Raw genomic sequence first — 15797 nt, forward strand, 5'->3', positions numbered from 1 at the left:
CCTTAGATTTGAGTTCTTAGGATTTCTTTATAGGCATTAATGGCTTTGTTTCTCACTTCAAGCATTACTTTCATACTATTTTCCGCACGATTAATCGCAATAGCCGCCTGATGCAAGTCTTTTACCTGCCCACTTGCCATATCTGCTAACGCCTTTTCTGAAATTTGTTGCTCAGTATTCACCTCTTGGATAGAGCTTTTAAGCGTATTAATAAAATCAAGCCCATCTTGCCTATTTTGTGTGTTTTCTACTTTTTGATTACCAATAGGCTGAATGTTGTTTGTAATCACACCAAATTGATTAGCCATTTACTTCTCCTATGCTTGAAACATCGTAATGGCATTGCTTGCCATATTTTTCGCACTTTGAAATGCTGCGACATTCGCTTGATACGCACGAGTTGCCTCTATTAAATCGGCCATTTCCACAACAGGATTAACATTAGGATACGCAACATAACCTTCAGAGTTCGCATCTGGGTGGCTTGGATCGTATTTCATAAGTGGCTCCCTATCATCACGCACAATCTTTTGAATATAGACGCTCATTATAGCAGGTTTTGGCTCTTTTCCCAAATCGCCCTCATTTAATGGATCTTCATATTTAAGTTGTTGATTATTTTTTCCCAATTTTTCATTTAAGATTTTATTAAAATCAAACGCACGAAACACCACTTCTCTCCTACGATAAGGTCCGCCCTCATCAGTGCGTGTAGTGTTAGCATTTGCAATATTTGATGAGATTGTATTGACACGCACCCTTTGAGCTGAAAGCCCATATCCGCTTATATCAAAACTTGATAAAAACATCTTCACTCCTTAGCTTCATTAAATATTTCTTCCAGAATCCATAGCATAGGAAAAAATCCCCTTATGCCGTCGCAACGCACTTGTAAGTGCTTGATACATTGTGCTATTTTTACCCATTTCACTTGTTTCTACATCTAAATCCACGCTATTGCCATCATTTTTTGCCAAATGTCCATCACGCCAAAACATAGTCGCACTATCTTTCACATTGCGTCTGCTATCAAGATGTCCTTTGGCAGTTTTAGCAATATCAAGCTTGTAGCTTCGCTCCCCCGTGCCAAAAATCCGCTTATTTTCACGCGCTAAATACTGCTCAAAATTCACATCTTTTGGACGATAGAAAGGCGTATCCACATTAGCAATATTTGAAGCAATCATATCTTGCCTGATTGAGCGGTAATCAAGTGCCTTATACACGACAGAATAAGCTTTAGAAATATCTGCAATAGCCATTTTAGCCCCTTTTCATCTAGATTCTAGCTTTATAACTCCAAGAAACAAAGCAAAATATATTCCATTTTTACCTTATTTTGAATAACTTAACAAATCTAAGATGAAAGAATTTAACTAAAAAATCAAAATTACAATATGTAGTTTAACTTTTTGTGTTAGCATTCTGCTTTACAAAAATTTCAAATTACAAGGTGAGTTTATGAAAAAATCATTTCTTTTCACTTCAGAATCTGTAACCGAAGGACATCCAGACAAAATGGCAGACCAAATCAGTGATGCGGTGCTTGACTACATCATTGAGCGGGATAAAAATGCGCGTGTAGCGTGTGAGACGCTTGTAAGCAATGGCTTTTGTGTCATCGCAGGTGAGCTAAAGACAAGCGTATATGCCCCTATGCAAGAAATCGCTAGAAAAGTCGTGAAAGAAATCGGTTACACAGACGCACTCTATGGCTTTGACTATCGCAGCGCAGCGGTGCTAAATGGTATCGGTGAGCAAAGCCCAGATATTAATCAAGGTGTAGATAGAGCCGATGGCGAGATAGGTGCAGGCGATCAAGGGCTTATGTTTGGCTATGCTTGTCGTGAGACGCCCTCTCTTATGCCACTACCTATTTGGCTCTCTCACCGTATTACAGAGGGCTTAGCAGCAAAACGCAAAGATGGCACACTGCCCTTTTTACGCCCAGATGGCAAGTCCCAAGTTACCGTGCGTTATGAAGATGGCAAACCTGTAAGCATTGATACAATCGTTATCTCAACGCAGCACAGCCCAGAAACACAGCAAAGCCATTTGAAAGATTCAGTTATTGAAGAAATCGTGCAAAAGGTAATCCCGCGAGAATATCTCAACGATAATATCCGCTATTTTGTCAATCCTACGGGCAATTTTGTCATTGGCGGACCACAAGGCGATGCTGGGCTAACTGGGCGTAAAATCATCGTGGATACTTATGGTGGGAGCTGTCCGCACGGAGGCGGGGCATTTAGCGGGAAAGACCCTAGCAAAGTGGATAGAAGTGCGGCGTATGCGGCACGATATGTTGCTAAAAATCTTGTAGCAAGTGGTGTGTGTGATAAAGCGGTGGTGCAGGTAGCCTATGCGATTGGCGTGGTAGAGCCTGTGTCAATCCTTGTAGATGCGCAAGGCACGGGCAAGGTGGAAGATTCTGTGCTGACAGAATGCGTGAAAAAAGTCTTTAGACTAACCCCAAAGGGCATTATAGAATCACTTGATTTGCTTCGTCCCATTTATCGCAAAACGGCAGTGTATGGACACTTTGGACGAGAATTGCCGGAATTTTCTTGGGAGAAAACAGATAAGGTTGAGGCGATTAGAGATTTTTGCGGAGTGAAGTAGTATGTAGGGTGCTAAGCCTTACTCTACCTTACAACAAGACATTAAAAAGGATTTAATAAAAATAAATTTCAAATCTATTGAGCATAAATTCAAAGCAATCATTTGCGATGTTAAGCATTTATACAAATACAATACGCCTAATCATAAGCTAAAAGATATATTTATTTGTCAAGAGCATGAAGATATAGCTGATATGGTATTGCAAGCAGAAAAAGATATTATCCTTACTTCTCGACAAAGTCATTTTAAAAATATGAGTAAATATCTCAAACTTTTGCAACCAGCAATACTTGATAATCTTACAAGAATGAGGGGGGGGGGTTGTGAAAAAGATTTTAAATTCTATGGCGGGGTTTATAGCGTTGCTCTTGTGAAATATCCCCTAGCAATCCGCCAGAGTGGATAAATACAAGCTCCCGCCCCTGAAACCTCTCCAAATGCTTCTCTATCACGCAAAAGCCCACGCTATCATAGATTAAATCGCACACTAGCCCCCTGCTTTTAAGGTATTCCCTCATCTGCCAAATCTCTTTTTTTGGCTTGGCAAAGGCAAATGGGGCTTGTAAAATAAGCGGGGGCGTAAGACTATGAGCTAAAAATTTTTGCTCCAAATCCCCCTTAGCACAAGCTAATACCACCAAAGACGCATTAGGAAAATAAGAATCTAATGCCTTTTTTAACGCCACTACGCCAACACCACTCCCGCTTGTATAAAAAATAATAGGGCTACCATTAATATTTTCAATATTTTTAATGCTTGTAATACTATGAGATAGCTCTTTAGCTAAGGCATTCATACCTTTTTGTGCCAGATTCACACTTCCACCTTGTGAAATAAAAAGGGCATTGTCGTAGCTTAGAGTTTTAGCATAAGATTCTAGCTTAGCCACACTTGAGCCAAAAGGCAGTGTATGAGGCGTCATACCAAAGCTTAAAGCCATTTGAAGATTCCCGATAGGCTCACCATAAAAAGAGGGCATCACATAGTGAAATGCCACACCCTTGATTGAAGCAAGGTAGGCAAGAGCAAACATCGCATTAGACTGATTGCCCCCATAGCTTATCCAAACCTTATGTGTAGAATCTAGCAGTGAAAAGAATTTCCGTGCCTTGTTGCCATTGCAATATGTGTGGATACAATCATCGCGTTTAATCCAAAATCTACGATTAAAAATCTCTCTTTGCTCCACAAAAGAGCGTGAAAAATCAAGATTCACTTTTTTCATTCTTTAAGCTTATTTGCCTAGGCAGAATGTCCCAAAAAGCTTATCAAGGAGTTGCGAATCTTCATAGGGGTGAGTGATATTTGAAAGGGCGGTAATGCAGTCGCGTATATGATATGAGAAGAGCTCTAGCTCACCAAGATTTAGCACATCATAAGCTTTAGTGATAGAATCTAGCACATCTTTCAAGCTTTTCAGCTGATAATGTGAAGTGAGGATAAGGCCATCACCCCCACTATGCGTGTTTATGACACTTTTTAACGCTTCTATGACTGCCTTTGCCCCGCCAGATTCTATACTGATATATAAAGGGCTTTCCTGCAAAACATTAGGATTTTGTGCCACAAACTCGCTTAAATACTTGGTATCAAAGGCTAAGGGCAAATCGCTCTTTGTCAAAACAAGCAAAATATGCTTATCTGTATGTGTGGCAAGTAAATCTAAAATCTCTCTATCCTTTTCATCAAACGCCCTTGAGCTATCAAAAAGTGCGATAATCACATCGCTTCTATCTAAAGCCTCTTTTGTTTTGGCAATACCGATTTGTTCTATTGCATCAGGGCTTTGGCGTATCCCAGCGGTATCCACAATTCGCACGATTACACCTTCTATCTGCAAACTCTCTTCAATCGTATCACGCGTAGTCCCCTCCACATCACTCACAATGGCTCGTTCATACATAAGCAGGGCATTAAGCAATGAGCTTTTACCGACATTTGGTTTGCCTACAATGCTAAGCGTATAGCCTTCAATCACACCAAGTCGCATAATGGAGGCTTCATATATGTGCTTAAAGCAAGATTCTAGCTCCTGCAAAGAATCTTGCATTTGTGTAATATAATCCTGCTCCACTTCCTCGCTATAATCAATATTCACTTCACTAAAGGCTAGAAGGGTTAAGAGCTTTTCGCGATTTGTCTTCACAAATCCACTTAGCTCCCCCTTAAGCTGTCGCATTAGAATCTTGTTTGCTTCAAGGCTTTGGGATTGTATGATTCCAGCAATGGCGTGAGTTTGAGCTAAATCTAGGCGTCCGCCCAAAAAGGCGCGTTTGGTAAATTCACCCGCATTTGCAAGTCTCGCTCCAAGCCTTAAGCAAAGCTCTACTATACCTTTGGCACTGCTTATTCCGCCGTGGCACTGCACCTCGCAAACATCTTGTGTCGTGTAGCTATGTGGCTTTGGGAAAAATAGCACAATGGCTTCATCAATAGCAGTATTTTCATCATAGATTTGGCATAAATGGGCATAGCGTGGCTTAAGGGAATCTCTATGTGTGAGTTTTAAGGCGATATTATAGGCAAACTCCCCACTTAATCGCACAATGCTAATCGCCCCAACCCCTACAGGTGTGGCAATAGCAACAATGGTGCTATCGTCTAAAATCGTTGATGATGATGTATTTTTCATCTGCCTCATTTTGTCGCACAGAGACATACTTATCGGGGAATAAATCCCGCAATTTACTTAAAGCAATATACACCAAGATTCCATCAAGTGTTTTTGTTTGTGCCCTACCATTAAGCTCTACAAGTCGCACAATATCTTTGAGATACACATCAATCATCTCTTCTTGATTTTTCAAAAACTCCGCAATTTCAAGGCGAAGTGCGTAGCCATACTTTGGGTTAATCCAATTAAAAAGCAAGTATGAAAGGGCTTTGTAGCGATAACCTCTCTCCCCTATCAGCAAGGCACAATCACGCCCATCAATGTAGATATAAAGTGTGTTGTCATCATACATTTTCACTTCAAACTGATGAATCTCAAAGGGCAGGAACGCAAATAACGCTTCAAGCTCCTTGCGGATTTCAGCTATATTTGCTGCATTATCCTGCTTAGAATACATAGGCTTTGGTGCTTCGTAGAACTTTTGCGTTTCATACTCTCTTGATATTTCATAGCTTTGTGTACCCCAAACTGATTGTGAATCTAAGCTATAATCATCTCCACGAGATTGAGATTTTTCCTTTGGAGCAGTATTTTCATCTAAATCACTTGCAGATTCTATAAAACTATCTTGTGGGTATGAATTTTTATTTGACTGCTTTGTAGCTCTAGGATTATCTGTATTGCTTGTTTGAGCAAAATGTGTTTGTGCTGATTTAGAATGAGAGTTGTTACCCTTTGTCTCAACAACAATAATAGCTTCCTTTTTGCCTAAGCCCAAAAAACCACTGCTTGGATTTTGGATAATCTCATATTCTAAATCTGCCACAGAGCAATTTAACTCCGTTGATGCTTTGATAAGGGCAGCTTCTAATGTTTTTTCTACAATCTTTTTCATTTTCTCCCCTTTTGTTTTTTGTGTGTCTCTTTATGAGATTCTTTGTTATGCTCGTGTTTCTCGTGGTGCAGGGCGATCTCTTTAGCCTTTTTAGATTCCATAACCTTATTAATCAACATTTGTTGAATGATTGAGAATATATTATTCACCGTCCAATACAGCACAAGCCCCGCAGGGAATGGGAATATAATAAAGAAAATCGTAAAAACCCACGGCAACATCTTAAAGATTTTCTCTTGCATTGGATCCGTGAAGTTTGATGGAGTAAGTCTTTGAGAGACATACATACTTAGCCCCATAAGCACAGGTAGCACAAAATATGGATCAATAGCCGATAAATCATCAATCCACAAAATCCAAGCCGAGCTTTTCAGCTCCACAGCATTATGCAACACCCGATAAATAGCAAAAAATACAGGAATCTGCAATATAAGCGGCAGACAGCCACCTATGGGATTTGCCCCGTGTTTTTTATATAAATCCATCATATGTATTTGTAGTTTTTGTGGATCATCTTTGTAACGCGCTTGCAACTCTTTCATCTTTGGGGCTAAATCTTTAAGCTTTTGCATAGACACCATACCACGATATGTCAAAGGATACAGCACCACACGCACAATCAGTGTCAAAAGCACAATCGCCCAGCCCCAATTTCCGCATAAATCATACAAATACTCTAAAAGCAAGAAAAGCGGTTTAGCAAAGAATGTAATACGCCCATACTCCACCACACCAGTGAGATTTTCATCAATACCCTGCAAAACTTTATAGAATTTCGCCCCTATGTAGCCGGAAAACTCCGCATTCCCCACAAATCGCACATAGGGCATAGGATTATGTGCATTATCACCACTCACTACGACATACAAGCCTTTTTGTGCTTGTGTGAAAAATAAGCTTGTATAATACCTATCCACACTCGCTACAAAGCTAGATTCTCGCATATCCATAGCTTGTTTTGCCAAGTAGTCAGCTGTAGCATCACTATCTTCTATCTTTGTTAAAACGCCATCATTGACATTGCGTGTAACCACACCCCTAAACGCATAAGTATCAGGATCGGCCGTGGGACGCATACCATTGCTTACAAAATATTCTATATCCGGTTTATTGAGTTCTACTCGCACATCATAACGCAAATTTGGGTGAATGGTGAGAATCTTTTTTAGCACCACATCGCCGAGATTCTGCGTTAAAGTCAGCTCATAAGGAGTATTGCCTAGCTTAAAGTGTGAAACACTCGCTACATAAGGCGTTTCAAATGCCTTTTTATTAAGCTCTGTATCGGTAAAACGCACCTCCATTGTATGAAGCTGTGAATCCCCAAAAAGTGAGAGCTTATCTCGCTCTGCTTTAGCTTGAGACTTAAAGCCTAAAACCTCGCCTATCATACCAAAAAGGCTTTGCTGCTCGTGGCGTGTGAATTTCTCATCTTTAAGATACACTTGCTTAATCCGCCCTAATGCGTCAATCTCAATCTCAAATTCATCAGATTCTATATGGGCAATAATGCGTTGTTTAAGGGATTGTGGTGTAGTAGTAGGAGAGATAGAATCTGCAGATTCTATTGCGGGGCTAGAATCTTGTAAATTTTCTAGTGTGGGTTGGGAGGTTTGCGGAGCGGTTTGTGCTTGAGATTCTGTTGTCTTTTGTGTATTTTGGGCTTGTGAAGTGTGTGTCTTTGGCTTTTGCGGGACAAAATACGCATACACAGCAAAAAATGCTATGGATAAGCCAACGGCTATAAGCACACGCGTAAGCGACATACCGCTATCTTGTTCATTTGGACGATACATTATATTACCTTTATTAGAGTGATTTAATGATATAAACTCGCATAGTGTAAGTTTTTTTGAAAACGCCCATTATACCTAAAAAAGCTTTATTTGTGCTAGGGACAAACCAATATTTCACATTTTTTGGCGTGAAGATGATGTTTTGAAAAGATAAAGTAGCTTGTGGATAGGCTATGCCTCCGCTAAAAAGCTGATTGCAGGTTAGGATTCTAGCAAGGGATTTGAATGCGGCTAGAAAGGGATTATCAAACTTTAAAAGCCACATTGCATATTCCGAACAGCTTGGATAATAGCGACAAGCCCCAACGCTCAAAGGTGAGACAAACCTTTTATACACCCTCACTAAAAAAATCAAAATCCATCGTGGAATCTCAACAAACGCACAAATATAAATCCTATGTATCACGCACATTTAGATTCTCTTTGTGTTATTTGGGGGAAATTTTTGCGATTTTGCCCCACTTTGAATAATTTTAGAATGAATGACTTTAGAACAAGCAAATAGTATATCCCTTTGTAATGTGGCAAAATCCGCTAGGATAATGCTCTCTCTTGCCACGATGACAAAAATATAATCCTGCAATTTGGTGCGATTTTCATACATAATCGCCTTAAGCCGCCGCTTCAGTAAGTTTCTCACACACGCCTTGCCAACCTTGCGTGAAATGCTTAAGCCCACATAGACTTCTGCATTATGCGAAGAGAGTGAATCTACAAACTTTTGAGTGCGGAAATTATTAGGCTTGATGCTTGAGATTTGAAGTGCGTAAAGCACGAAGTTTTTATGAAAGAAACGCTGTGCATTTTTATAGATAAAGTCAAATTCTGTCTTATTTTTAAGAGAATCTAACCTCATCTACAAAGCTTATACTGAAAGTCTTTTGCGACCTTTTGCCCTTCTTGCGTTAATAACGCGTCTTCCATTTTTTGTTTTCATTCTTGCACGAAAGCCGTGAGTTCTCTTTCTTGGCGTAGTGTGTGGTTGATAAGTTCTTTTCATATTGTTGCCTTAAAGTTAAAATCAAAGTCGGCGATTATGCCGAGTTTTTACTTAAAAAAAGGTTATTTTGGCTCAAAATCTTTGCTGATCTCAAGGATTCTTAGCAAGTCCTTATTTGCCTTTGTGATGACGCGAAACTCCACCCGTCTTGATTTGTCATCATCTTCTAAGGGCTTGGCAAAAGACAGCCCATTGGCACGAAACACCTTAATCAGCCACTCTTTGTGCGAATCTATCTTTTTAAGATTAAAACAATACTTTAGCACTTCTAATGCCCTAGCTTGTGAGAGTTCAGCATTACCCAAATATCGCTCTTCTAGCGTTTGAGCTGAAAACCAACTCTGCGAAGTATGCCCCTCTATGCGAATTTCTTCAATACTATCTTGGAATTTTGGCAGGGAAAGAATCTTCACATATCGCGGGAAAAAATCATCTAAAATGTCCTGAAACCGCTTCTTAACCTGCTTTGCCCCTGTATCAAACAACACTTCTGGCTCATTAAAGCGAATGGTATTATCCTCATCAATGTGTGCGTCCCACTTTTTTAAATCTTTTTCAAACTCTTTAAGCAACGCCTCATACAGCTCTTGTTGTAGATTAGAATAATTTTGTGCGATTTCACTCATTGCTTCATTCAACTCTAAAAGTTTTTGATTTTGGATTTTCAAATCCTCTTGCGTTTTTTGCGTAATCAGCATAAAAGAGACCATAATCAGCAAAAATATCATCATAATCCCCGCCATCATATCTGAAATGCTTATCCACTGATTATGCTTCATTATTTATCCTTTGCCTATTTGCCCTTGCTACTCCCCTACTGCCTTGAGCCGATAAGCTCACGCACACGCCGCAAAAACCACTCATAATTCTCCTTGAAATTCTCCATACTGCCCTGCATTGAATCATCAAGGCTAGTAAAAGTCTCTCTAATCTCATTTTGCAAGGACTTATTCCCTTCCACATTTTCTTTCAAAAGATTCTCCACATTGCGGTAAAGCTCAACAAGCTGCATACTATTATGCTGAATCTGGGCGTTAAGATTGCCTAGATGTGAAAGAAGATTATGCTGCAAGTCGCCAAAGTCTTTTACCACTTGCACACCCATATCTTTGGGAATTGCCACAGAATCTTTTGTCAGCTTTTGCAGAATCTTCAAATACTCTGTCGCAAGTTTTTTTAAGAAATTATTCACCTGCTCATATTGCGTATTAAGATTAGAATCTGTCCTTTGTGCGAGTTCGCTTAAGGCTTCTACCCTTGCTTTGATAATCTCCTGCTCTTTTGTCATTACAGAATCCATACTCGCACTCAAAGTTGAAAGATACATCTCCTGCATATTTTTCATACCCTTTGACATATCTTGCATAATGCTTTCATTATGGCTATTTAAACGCGACAGGCTAGATTCCAAACTCTCTACAATGGCACTATGATTTGTGGCAATATGCTCTCGCAGTCTAGCAAACTCCGCGACATTATGTGTGCTAGATTCTCTATTTTGTTCTATATTTTTCTCTAGCTCTTTGCTCAGTGTTTGTAGCTGTGTATTTGCTGAATCTAAAAGCCCTTTGAGTAGTTCTCCACTCTCATTAGCAAAGCTACTGCATTGTGTGCGGAAAAGCAAGGTGTGATTATCCAAAATCTCTGTAAGAGAGGTGGTTGCTTCTTTTGAGCTAGATTCCATAAATCGTCTAAGATTTTCCATACTCTCACTTGCGTGTTCATCAAACTTGCTAAAATACTCTTTAATGCCCTCTTCAAGTTTAATACACTGCTCTTTGGCTTGGGTTTCAAGTGTAGCAAAGCCCTGTGTCGCACCCGCAAAAAACTTCTCCATATCAGCAAGGCACACTTTGGCATTTTCCCCCAATGTGGAGATTTGCTGAAGTTGAGATTCTAAAATCTCGCCCTTATTTTTCATCTCTTCAATCACACTAAGCGTTTTGGCATAAAATTCCATTGCACTTTTATTCTGTGCTGTGATAGATTCTAAAGTCGCTTGAGTTTGCCCCATAGCCTTTGTGCTATCTTGTAGGGCATTTTGTGTTTGAGACAATAACGCTTGGCTTTGCTCTACATTATCCCTGTAATTATTCTGCCATTCAAGCAGTTTGCCAACAGCGCTATTAAGCTCTTTAAAATTCTCTCCAAACTGATTTTGTAAGTTTTGATTAAAGTCTCTAATCACAAGCTCCAATGCGGCAATAAGCTCTTTTGAAGCCCCTGAAGCAAGTTGCTTAATCGCCTCTTGCAAGGAGGTGTCAATCTTTTTTAAGCTAGATTCTAAAAGGGCGTTTGTTGTGGTGTTGATTTGAAGCATATCACTTTTTGTAGGAAGCTCTATTGTTTTGCTATTTAGCCCCTCCATACCCTTTTCTATGCCTTTAAGGTAGCTTAGATTCTGTGCTTGATTAAGGATATAATCAATATTCATATCTTGTGTGCTTTTAATGCCCTTTGCTCTTTGAATGATTGAAAGCGTAATGGCAAGTCCCATACCCGCAATAGAGGTGTAAAACGCCGTCTTTAATCCATCAAGTAATAAAGGCACAGAATCTTGCAATGCCAAAGTATCAAAGCCCATAAGCCCCACAAAAATCCCCACAAAAGTCCCAAGCACCCCAGCACTCATAATAATTGCCTTAAAATCCTTATGTGTAGGCTCACCAAAAGTCCTAAAATCCCACACAAAAAGCCCCACCATAATGATAGTAAAACAAATATTAATCAGCCAATTTATCTCTTGCATACACGCTCCTTGCCTTTATTTTTGCTCTGTGATGACATAGACATCATTTATCCCCATATCACGCAGCATTGTTGTAATTTTAAGAAAAAACTCCAAATCACTCTGTCTATCCCCACGAATAATAATCTGCGTATTTTTATCAAATTCACTTAAATGTGTCCTTAACTCCTCTAAATCCAACGCCCTATCATCAAGGTAAAACTGGCCTTCTTTATTGATTGTGATACTATGCGTATCCTTTTTATCAGCATTATTTCCCTGTGTATCTTCAATCTGCGGGACATCTACTTGAATCCTGCTCTGCACGACAAAAGAAGCACTTGTCAGCACAATCACTAGCAACACAAGCATAATATCAATAAAGGGAATAAGGTTAAGTGAATCTATCTTTTTCATTTTCTCCCCCAAAATAACACTACAAATACCATACACGCCATAGAATCTAGTCTGTTACACATCATATTTGCTTACCACCTTTGGTGCGTTGTGTGATGAGTTTAAAGGATTATGCGTAATATCCCAAAGTGAAAGCAACACCTCAGCTTTGCGCAACAAAAGATTATAAAATACAATGCTCGGTATTGCAACGACTAACCCCGCAGCCGTGGCTTTTAACGCAAGGGCAAGTCCTGCCATAATGCTTTGTGTATCCACAAGCGAGTTTGAGCCAATCTCAACAAAAGTTACCATAATGCCAATAACCGTTCCCAAAAGCCCCACATATGGTGCGTTTGAGCCAATCGTAGCAATCAATGTCAAACGCTTATGTAAGAGTAATTCCAATACTCGCTTGTCCTTAAACTCCGCAAGGTTAATCTTGCGATACAGCCACCACCGCTCTAATGCCACGCCAAGCACCACAATACTTAAAAACAGCAAGATTCCAAGCACCCCATAATCAACAATTTCTTTCACATTAACTCCTTTGTGTGATGTTGTGGAGATTCTCACACATACTAAATCTTTTTCCCATAGTCTTTCATATTTGCCCTAGCCTCTCTTTCAAGCGTTTTTTTCTTTATACTCTCACGCTTATCATAGAGCTTTTTCCCACGCACAAGGGCGATTGACAGCTTGATTCTATTTCTTTTGTTTAAATACATACTTAAAGGCACGATGGATAGCCCTTCCTTACTCACACTGCCAAAAAGCTTATCAATCTCACTTCTATGAAGCAAGAGCTTCCTTTCTCGCCGCTCATTTGGCTTAAAATGCGTAAAAGTCGTTTCCAAAAATGAAATATGTGCGTTAAACAAAAACACCTCCCCACGCACGATTCTCACAAAGCTATCTTTGAGATTAACCCGCCCAGCACGGATACTTTTCACCTCGCTACCAAGCAAAGCAATGCCAGATTCTAAAGTCTGCAAAATCTCATAATCAAAAAACGCCTTTTTATTCTTGGCAATGATTTTTTCCTGCATTACCCCTCTCCCTTAAGCTTAAAAAAGCTGCTGCCACTGCCGCTAAAATACCACCCTTGCCCTAGCTCATCTGCCACTTCTTTTAAATATGGATAGCACACACACGCACTTTCAAATAAATCATTCAGCTCCGCTACATCAGGTTGAGATTCTAAAATCTCTTTGCTTTCCATACAAAACCACCGCGTAGTTGGCAAAGAATACTGCCTAGACTTATCGCGGATAGAATCTGCAAATGCCTTATACACGCTCTTTGTATTGCAAAACAAGCTCGGCGTGTAAATCTCGCACTCTAGCACAGATTCCTGCATAGATTCTATTCTGTCCCCCTTACCGCTGACATTTGCACTCATTAATCCACTTGCAAAAAAGCTCACATCAGCCCCGATATGTTTAGCAATGCCTACTAGTTCATCTTCTCTAAGTCCCAAAGATAGAAACTCATTTGCCCCCCTAAGAAATGTCCCCGCATTTGCACTGCCCCCACCTAGTCCCGCACCTTGTGGAATCCTTTTTTGCACCTCTATATGTAAAGATTCTAAGCCTAATGTCTCCCTGCCTTGTTGGCTTAGATACTCACTCAAAACGCATTTTGCTTTGAAAATAAGATTTTCCTGTATCTCGCAGCCAAAATCACCCTTTATGCAAAAGCTATCTTTTTGCGTGATACACATCTCATCATACAAGCTACCTTGGGCTAAGACAAAGCGTGAGTTTAACATATGGAATCCCGCCTCAAAGCCCACGATTTTTAAAAAAATATTCACTTTTGGATATACACGGAAAGTCATTTAAAGCCCATTATTGCATTTTGTGTTTTGTTTTAAGAAGGGATTTGATTTGCGTTATGGCGTTTTTATCCATAACTTGAGAGGCTTGTTTATTTTGCGTTGTAATCGCCTCTTTGAGCTCCCCGCGTAAAATCACACAAGATTCAGGAGCGGAAAAGCCCAGTCGCACACTGCCTTTATCAATAGAAATCACCTTTATTTCAATCTCATCGCCTATCATCACACTATCATCTTGCTTTCTTGAAAGTATTAACATAACTCAATCCTATTCACAATATATTCTACGCTACCATCACTCAAAACTTGAATTATAGAGAAAAAATCATCAAAACACACTATATATTTGCCTTTTTCTGTATTTTTTAGCAAAATCTTTTTACCACAACACATATCATCATAAAATTTTTGCATATTTTCTAGTCTCTTATAGGGCAAAAACTCAATGGGATTTAGAATCTTTAATCCTTGAGTTTGGCTCACACTCATTTCCCCCTCACTCGTACGCTCTAGATGTGATAATACCCCATTCACCCCAAGATTTTCTGTTATCATCGCTCCAATACTCCGCACATACGCCCCCTCACTCACACTCACTTCAAAATGCAAAAATGGGTGATTATAATGCAGTAGCTTTATATCATAAATTGTCATTTGTGTTTGTGAGAGTTCAAACTCTTCGCCCCTCCTTGCAAGCTCATAAGCCCTTTTACCATTAATATGCCTTGCGCTAAATTTTGGCGGAGTGTAGCTCAAAGTGCCCCGCAGTGATTCTAGAATCTCGCTGATATGAGCCTTGCTCTGCTCTTTTACACATTCAACCAAAGTGATATGTTCAATATCTAGGCTTAATGATTTTGCCCCAAGCCACAAAGTCGCCCTATACACTTTAGGCGTTTTTCGCAAATGTGGAAAAAGCCGCGTATAGCTCCCAAAACCCACCACAAGTACACCTTGAGCAAATGGATCAAGTGTGCCTAAATAGCCACCTTTTTTTATACCAAAATGCCTTTTTAATCGCCCAAGATACACATTTGAGCTGATAAAAGGTGGTTTATATGCCGCCACAAGCAAAGATTCCAAATCTTATTCTCCATTTTTAAGCTAAATTTAATAAAAACATTATTATAACTTAACTTTAATATTTTTTAAGAATGCTTATGTGGCTATGGCAGAATCTTAAATATTCCATTTGATACTATTTGACAAAGGGCAGCTGTGGAAATTTACCTTGAAAACAACACACTTATCACCTCAAAGACAGATTTAAAAGGGCATATCACTTATGGCAATGCTGATTTTGTGCGATTTAGCGGTTATAAAGAAGTGGAGTTTTTAAACAAGCCTCACAACATCATTCGCCACAAGGATATGCCTAGAATCGCCTTTAAACTCTTATGGGATAATGTGCAAAATGGCAAGGAATTTTTCGGCTTTGTCAAAAATCTTTCGCGTGAAAAAAATATATATTGGGTATTTGCCAATATCACACCCTCATTTGATGAAAATCACAACATCATCGGCTATTACTCTGTCCGCCGCCGCCCAAGCAAAGAGGGCGTGAAATTTATGAGCGATTTATATGCCAAACTCTGTGAGATAGAATCTAAAGGCGGTATGAATGCTTCCCTAGAGCAGCTTAGCTCAACGCTTAAAAATGCAAATGTCAGCTATGATGAGCTTGTTATCAATCTCCAAAACACCGCTAAAACACAAGGCTACCACTAGAATCTTTAGTGTGCTAGAATCTTTAGCGTGAAAGACATCGCTAAATCTTAGATTCTGCTCCATAGATTCTACCTTTGAGCTTTTACCCCCCCCCCCCATATATATCTTACTTCCCCACTACCTTTACTCTCCCACCCAGCAAATCTCTAAATATTCTAAGCTTTTAAGATTCTTACAAAT

20 protein-coding genes are annotated in these 15797 nt (G+C 39.6%); 2 read left to right on the top strand and 18 right to left on the bottom strand.

From position 1 onward, the window contains the following. Positions 1 to 2: 2 nt before the first annotated feature. The 3 genes from fliE to flgB are packed head-to-tail and all read right to left on the bottom strand — an operon-like array spanning position 3 to position 1262. Entirely contained in the window at positions 3 to 308 is a 306-nt protein-coding gene (gene fliE, locus HCCG_RS07355; RefSeq protein ID WP_002956847.1) for a flagellar hook-basal body complex protein FliE, read from the bottom strand. Positions 309 to 317: 9 nt separating this feature from the next. After that, positions 318 to 809: a flagellar basal body rod protein FlgC gene (flgC, locus tag HCCG_RS07360; RefSeq protein WP_002956848.1), complete on the bottom strand. Its 492-nt coding sequence runs from the start codon at positions 807 to 809 to the stop codon at positions 318 to 320. 18 nt (positions 810 to 827) lie between these two features. After that, positions 828 to 1262, bottom strand: a complete 435-nt coding sequence (flgB, locus tag HCCG_RS07365; RefSeq protein WP_002956849.1) for a flagellar basal body rod protein FlgB — start codon at positions 1260 to 1262, stop codon at positions 828 to 830. 199 nt (positions 1263 to 1461) lie between these two features. On the opposite strand from flgB, the gene metK reads away from it, so the two are divergent. Continuing rightward, the gene (gene metK, locus HCCG_RS07370; protein ID WP_002956850.1) at positions 1462 to 2622 is read left to right on the top strand and encodes a methionine adenosyltransferase; all 1161 of its coding nucleotides are present in this window, start codon (positions 1462 to 1464) and stop codon (positions 2620 to 2622) included. Between the two features lie 335 nt (positions 2623 to 2957). Here the strand turns inward: metK and HCCG_RS07375 are convergent, their stop codons facing one another. The 15 genes from HCCG_RS07375 to truB form a co-directional block, all read right to left on the bottom strand. Then, complete coding sequence (locus HCCG_RS07375) at positions 2958 to 3848, bottom strand: pyridoxal-phosphate dependent enzyme (protein ID WP_015453531.1); 891 nt, start codon at positions 3846 to 3848, stop codon at positions 2958 to 2960. A 9-nt stretch (positions 3849 to 3857) separates the two neighbouring features. Continuing rightward, complete coding sequence (gene mnmE / locus HCCG_RS07380; protein ID WP_002956853.1) at positions 3858 to 5255, bottom strand: tRNA uridine-5-carboxymethylaminomethyl(34) synthesis GTPase MnmE; 1398 nt, start codon at positions 5253 to 5255, stop codon at positions 3858 to 3860. Beyond that, a complete protein-coding gene (locus tag HCCG_RS07385; RefSeq protein ID WP_002956854.1) occupies positions 5218 to 6132 on the bottom strand; it encodes a Jag N-terminal domain-containing protein in 915 nt (304 codons plus the stop codon). Before HCCG_RS07385 ends, mnmE begins: the two co-directional genes overlap by 38 nt. Then, positions 6129 to 7928 (bottom strand): membrane protein insertase YidC, encoded by a 1800-nt coding sequence (gene yidC / locus HCCG_RS07390; protein ID WP_002956855.1) that lies wholly within the window; start codon positions 7926 to 7928, stop codon positions 6129 to 6131. Before yidC ends, HCCG_RS07385 begins: the two co-directional genes overlap by 4 nt. 13 nt (positions 7929 to 7941) lie before the next feature. Then, positions 7942 to 8340 (bottom strand): membrane protein insertion efficiency factor YidD, encoded by a 399-nt coding sequence (yidD, locus tag HCCG_RS11705; protein ID WP_070097405.1) that lies wholly within the window; start codon positions 8338 to 8340, stop codon positions 7942 to 7944. Beyond that, positions 8341 to 8784 carry a ribonuclease P protein component gene (rnpA, locus tag HCCG_RS07400; RefSeq protein WP_002956857.1) on the bottom strand — a complete coding sequence of 148 codons (444 nt, stop codon included), beginning with the start codon at positions 8782 to 8784 and terminating at the stop codon, positions 8341 to 8343. A gap of 9 nt (positions 8785 to 8793) precedes the next feature. Then, entirely contained in the window at positions 8794 to 8928 is a 135-nt protein-coding gene (gene rpmH / locus HCCG_RS11710) for a 50S ribosomal protein L34 (RefSeq protein WP_002956858.1), read from the bottom strand. A gap of 62 nt (positions 8929 to 8990) precedes the next feature. Further along, positions 8991 to 9707 (bottom strand): OmpA/MotB family protein, encoded by a 717-nt coding sequence (locus tag HCCG_RS07405; protein WP_002956859.1) that lies wholly within the window; start codon positions 9705 to 9707, stop codon positions 8991 to 8993. A 35-nt stretch (positions 9708 to 9742) separates the two neighbouring features. After that, positions 9743 to 11677, bottom strand: a complete 1935-nt coding sequence (locus HCCG_RS07410) for a hypothetical protein (RefSeq protein ID WP_002956860.1) — start codon at positions 11675 to 11677, stop codon at positions 9743 to 9745. Positions 11678 to 11692: 15 nt separating this feature from the next. Beyond that, positions 11693 to 12073 carry an ExbD/TolR family protein gene (locus tag HCCG_RS07415; RefSeq protein ID WP_002956861.1) on the bottom strand — a complete coding sequence of 127 codons (381 nt, stop codon included), beginning with the start codon at positions 12071 to 12073 and terminating at the stop codon, positions 11693 to 11695. Positions 12074 to 12127: 54 nt separating this feature from the next. Further along, positions 12128 to 12592, bottom strand: a complete 465-nt coding sequence (exbB, locus tag HCCG_RS07420) for a TonB-system energizer ExbB (RefSeq protein ID WP_002956862.1) — start codon at positions 12590 to 12592, stop codon at positions 12128 to 12130. Positions 12593 to 12633: 41 nt separating this feature from the next. After that, the gene (smpB, locus tag HCCG_RS07425; protein WP_002956863.1) at positions 12634 to 13101 is read right to left on the bottom strand and encodes an SsrA-binding protein SmpB; all 468 of its coding nucleotides are present in this window, start codon (positions 13099 to 13101) and stop codon (positions 12634 to 12636) included. Then, complete coding sequence (locus tag HCCG_RS07430) at positions 13101 to 13892, bottom strand: 4-(cytidine 5'-diphospho)-2-C-methyl-D-erythritol kinase (RefSeq protein ID WP_002956864.1); 792 nt, start codon at positions 13890 to 13892, stop codon at positions 13101 to 13103. The genes smpB and HCCG_RS07430 overlap by 1 nt, the downstream gene beginning before the upstream one ends. A gap of 10 nt (positions 13893 to 13902) precedes the next feature. Beyond that, positions 13903 to 14148 (bottom strand): carbon storage regulator, encoded by a 246-nt coding sequence (locus HCCG_RS07435; RefSeq protein ID WP_002956865.1) that lies wholly within the window; start codon positions 14146 to 14148, stop codon positions 13903 to 13905. Further along, positions 14142 to 14972: a tRNA pseudouridine(55) synthase TruB gene (gene truB, locus HCCG_RS07440; protein ID WP_002956866.1), complete on the bottom strand. Its 831-nt coding sequence runs from the start codon at positions 14970 to 14972 to the stop codon at positions 14142 to 14144. The genes HCCG_RS07435 and truB overlap by 7 nt, the downstream gene beginning before the upstream one ends. A gap of 135 nt (positions 14973 to 15107) precedes the next feature. Between truB and HCCG_RS07445 the strand changes: the two genes are divergently transcribed. Next, positions 15108 to 15617 carry a PAS domain-containing protein gene (locus HCCG_RS07445; RefSeq protein ID WP_002956867.1) on the top strand — a complete coding sequence of 170 codons (510 nt, stop codon included), beginning with the start codon at positions 15108 to 15110 and terminating at the stop codon, positions 15615 to 15617. The last annotated feature ends 180 nt before the right edge of the window (positions 15618 to 15797 follow it).

Origin of the sequence: Helicobacter cinaedi CCUG 18818 = ATCC BAA-847, assembly GCF_000155475.1 — a bacterium.
In the GTDB taxonomy this organism is placed as follows: domain Bacteria; phylum Campylobacterota; class Campylobacteria; order Campylobacterales; family Helicobacteraceae; genus Helicobacter_C; species Helicobacter_C cinaedi.

Excerpts from the sequence above, each read along its gene's own strand:
- yidC (WP_002956855.1), bottom strand. The coding sequence starts at position 7,928 with ATGTATCGTCCAAATGAACAAGATAGCGGTATGTCGCTTACGCGTGTG.
- HCCG_RS07415 (WP_002956861.1), bottom strand. The coding sequence starts at position 12,073 with ATGAAAAAGATAGATTCACTTAACCTTATTCCCTTTATTGATATTATG.
- HCCG_RS07410 (WP_002956860.1), bottom strand. The coding sequence starts at position 11,677 with ATGCAAGAGATAAATTGGCTGATTAATATTTGTTTTACTATCATTATG.
- HCCG_RS07385 (WP_002956854.1), bottom strand. The coding sequence starts at position 6,132 with ATGAAAAAGATTGTAGAAAAAACATTAGAAGCTGCCCTTATCAAAGCA.
- fliE (WP_002956847.1), bottom strand. The coding sequence starts at position 308 with ATGGCTAATCAATTTGGTGTGATTACAAACAACATTCAGCCTATTGGT.
- mnmE (WP_002956853.1), bottom strand. The coding sequence starts at position 5,255 with ATGAAAAATACATCATCATCAACGATTTTAGACGATAGCACCATTGTT.
- smpB (WP_002956863.1), bottom strand. The coding sequence starts at position 13,101 with ATGCAGGAAAAAATCATTGCCAAGAATAAAAAGGCGTTTTTTGATTAT.
- rnpA (WP_002956857.1), bottom strand. The coding sequence starts at position 8,784 with ATGAGGTTAGATTCTCTTAAAAATAAGACAGAATTTGACTTTATCTAT.
- flgC (WP_002956848.1), bottom strand. The coding sequence starts at position 809 with ATGTTTTTATCAAGTTTTGATATAAGCGGATATGGGCTTTCAGCTCAA.
- flgB (WP_002956849.1), bottom strand. The coding sequence starts at position 1,262 with ATGGCTATTGCAGATATTTCTAAAGCTTATTCTGTCGTGTATAAGGCA.
- HCCG_RS07405 (WP_002956859.1), bottom strand. The coding sequence starts at position 9,707 with ATGAAGCATAATCAGTGGATAAGCATTTCAGATATGATGGCGGGGATT.
- rpmH (WP_002956858.1), bottom strand. The coding sequence starts at position 8,928 with ATGAAAAGAACTTATCAACCACACACTACGCCAAGAAAGAGAACTCAC.
- yidD (WP_070097405.1), bottom strand. The coding sequence starts at position 8,340 with ATGTGCGTGATACATAGGATTTATATTTGTGCGTTTGTTGAGATTCCA.
- HCCG_RS07435 (WP_002956865.1), bottom strand. The coding sequence starts at position 14,148 with ATGTTAATACTTTCAAGAAAGCAAGATGATAGTGTGATGATAGGCGAT.
- HCCG_RS07375 (WP_015453531.1), bottom strand. The coding sequence starts at position 3,848 with ATGAAAAAAGTGAATCTTGATTTTTCACGCTCTTTTGTGGAGCAAAGA.
- HCCG_RS07430 (WP_002956864.1), bottom strand. The coding sequence starts at position 13,892 with ATGACTTTCCGTGTATATCCAAAAGTGAATATTTTTTTAAAAATCGTG.
- metK (WP_002956850.1), top strand. The coding sequence starts at position 1,462 with ATGAAAAAATCATTTCTTTTCACTTCAGAATCTGTAACCGAAGGACAT.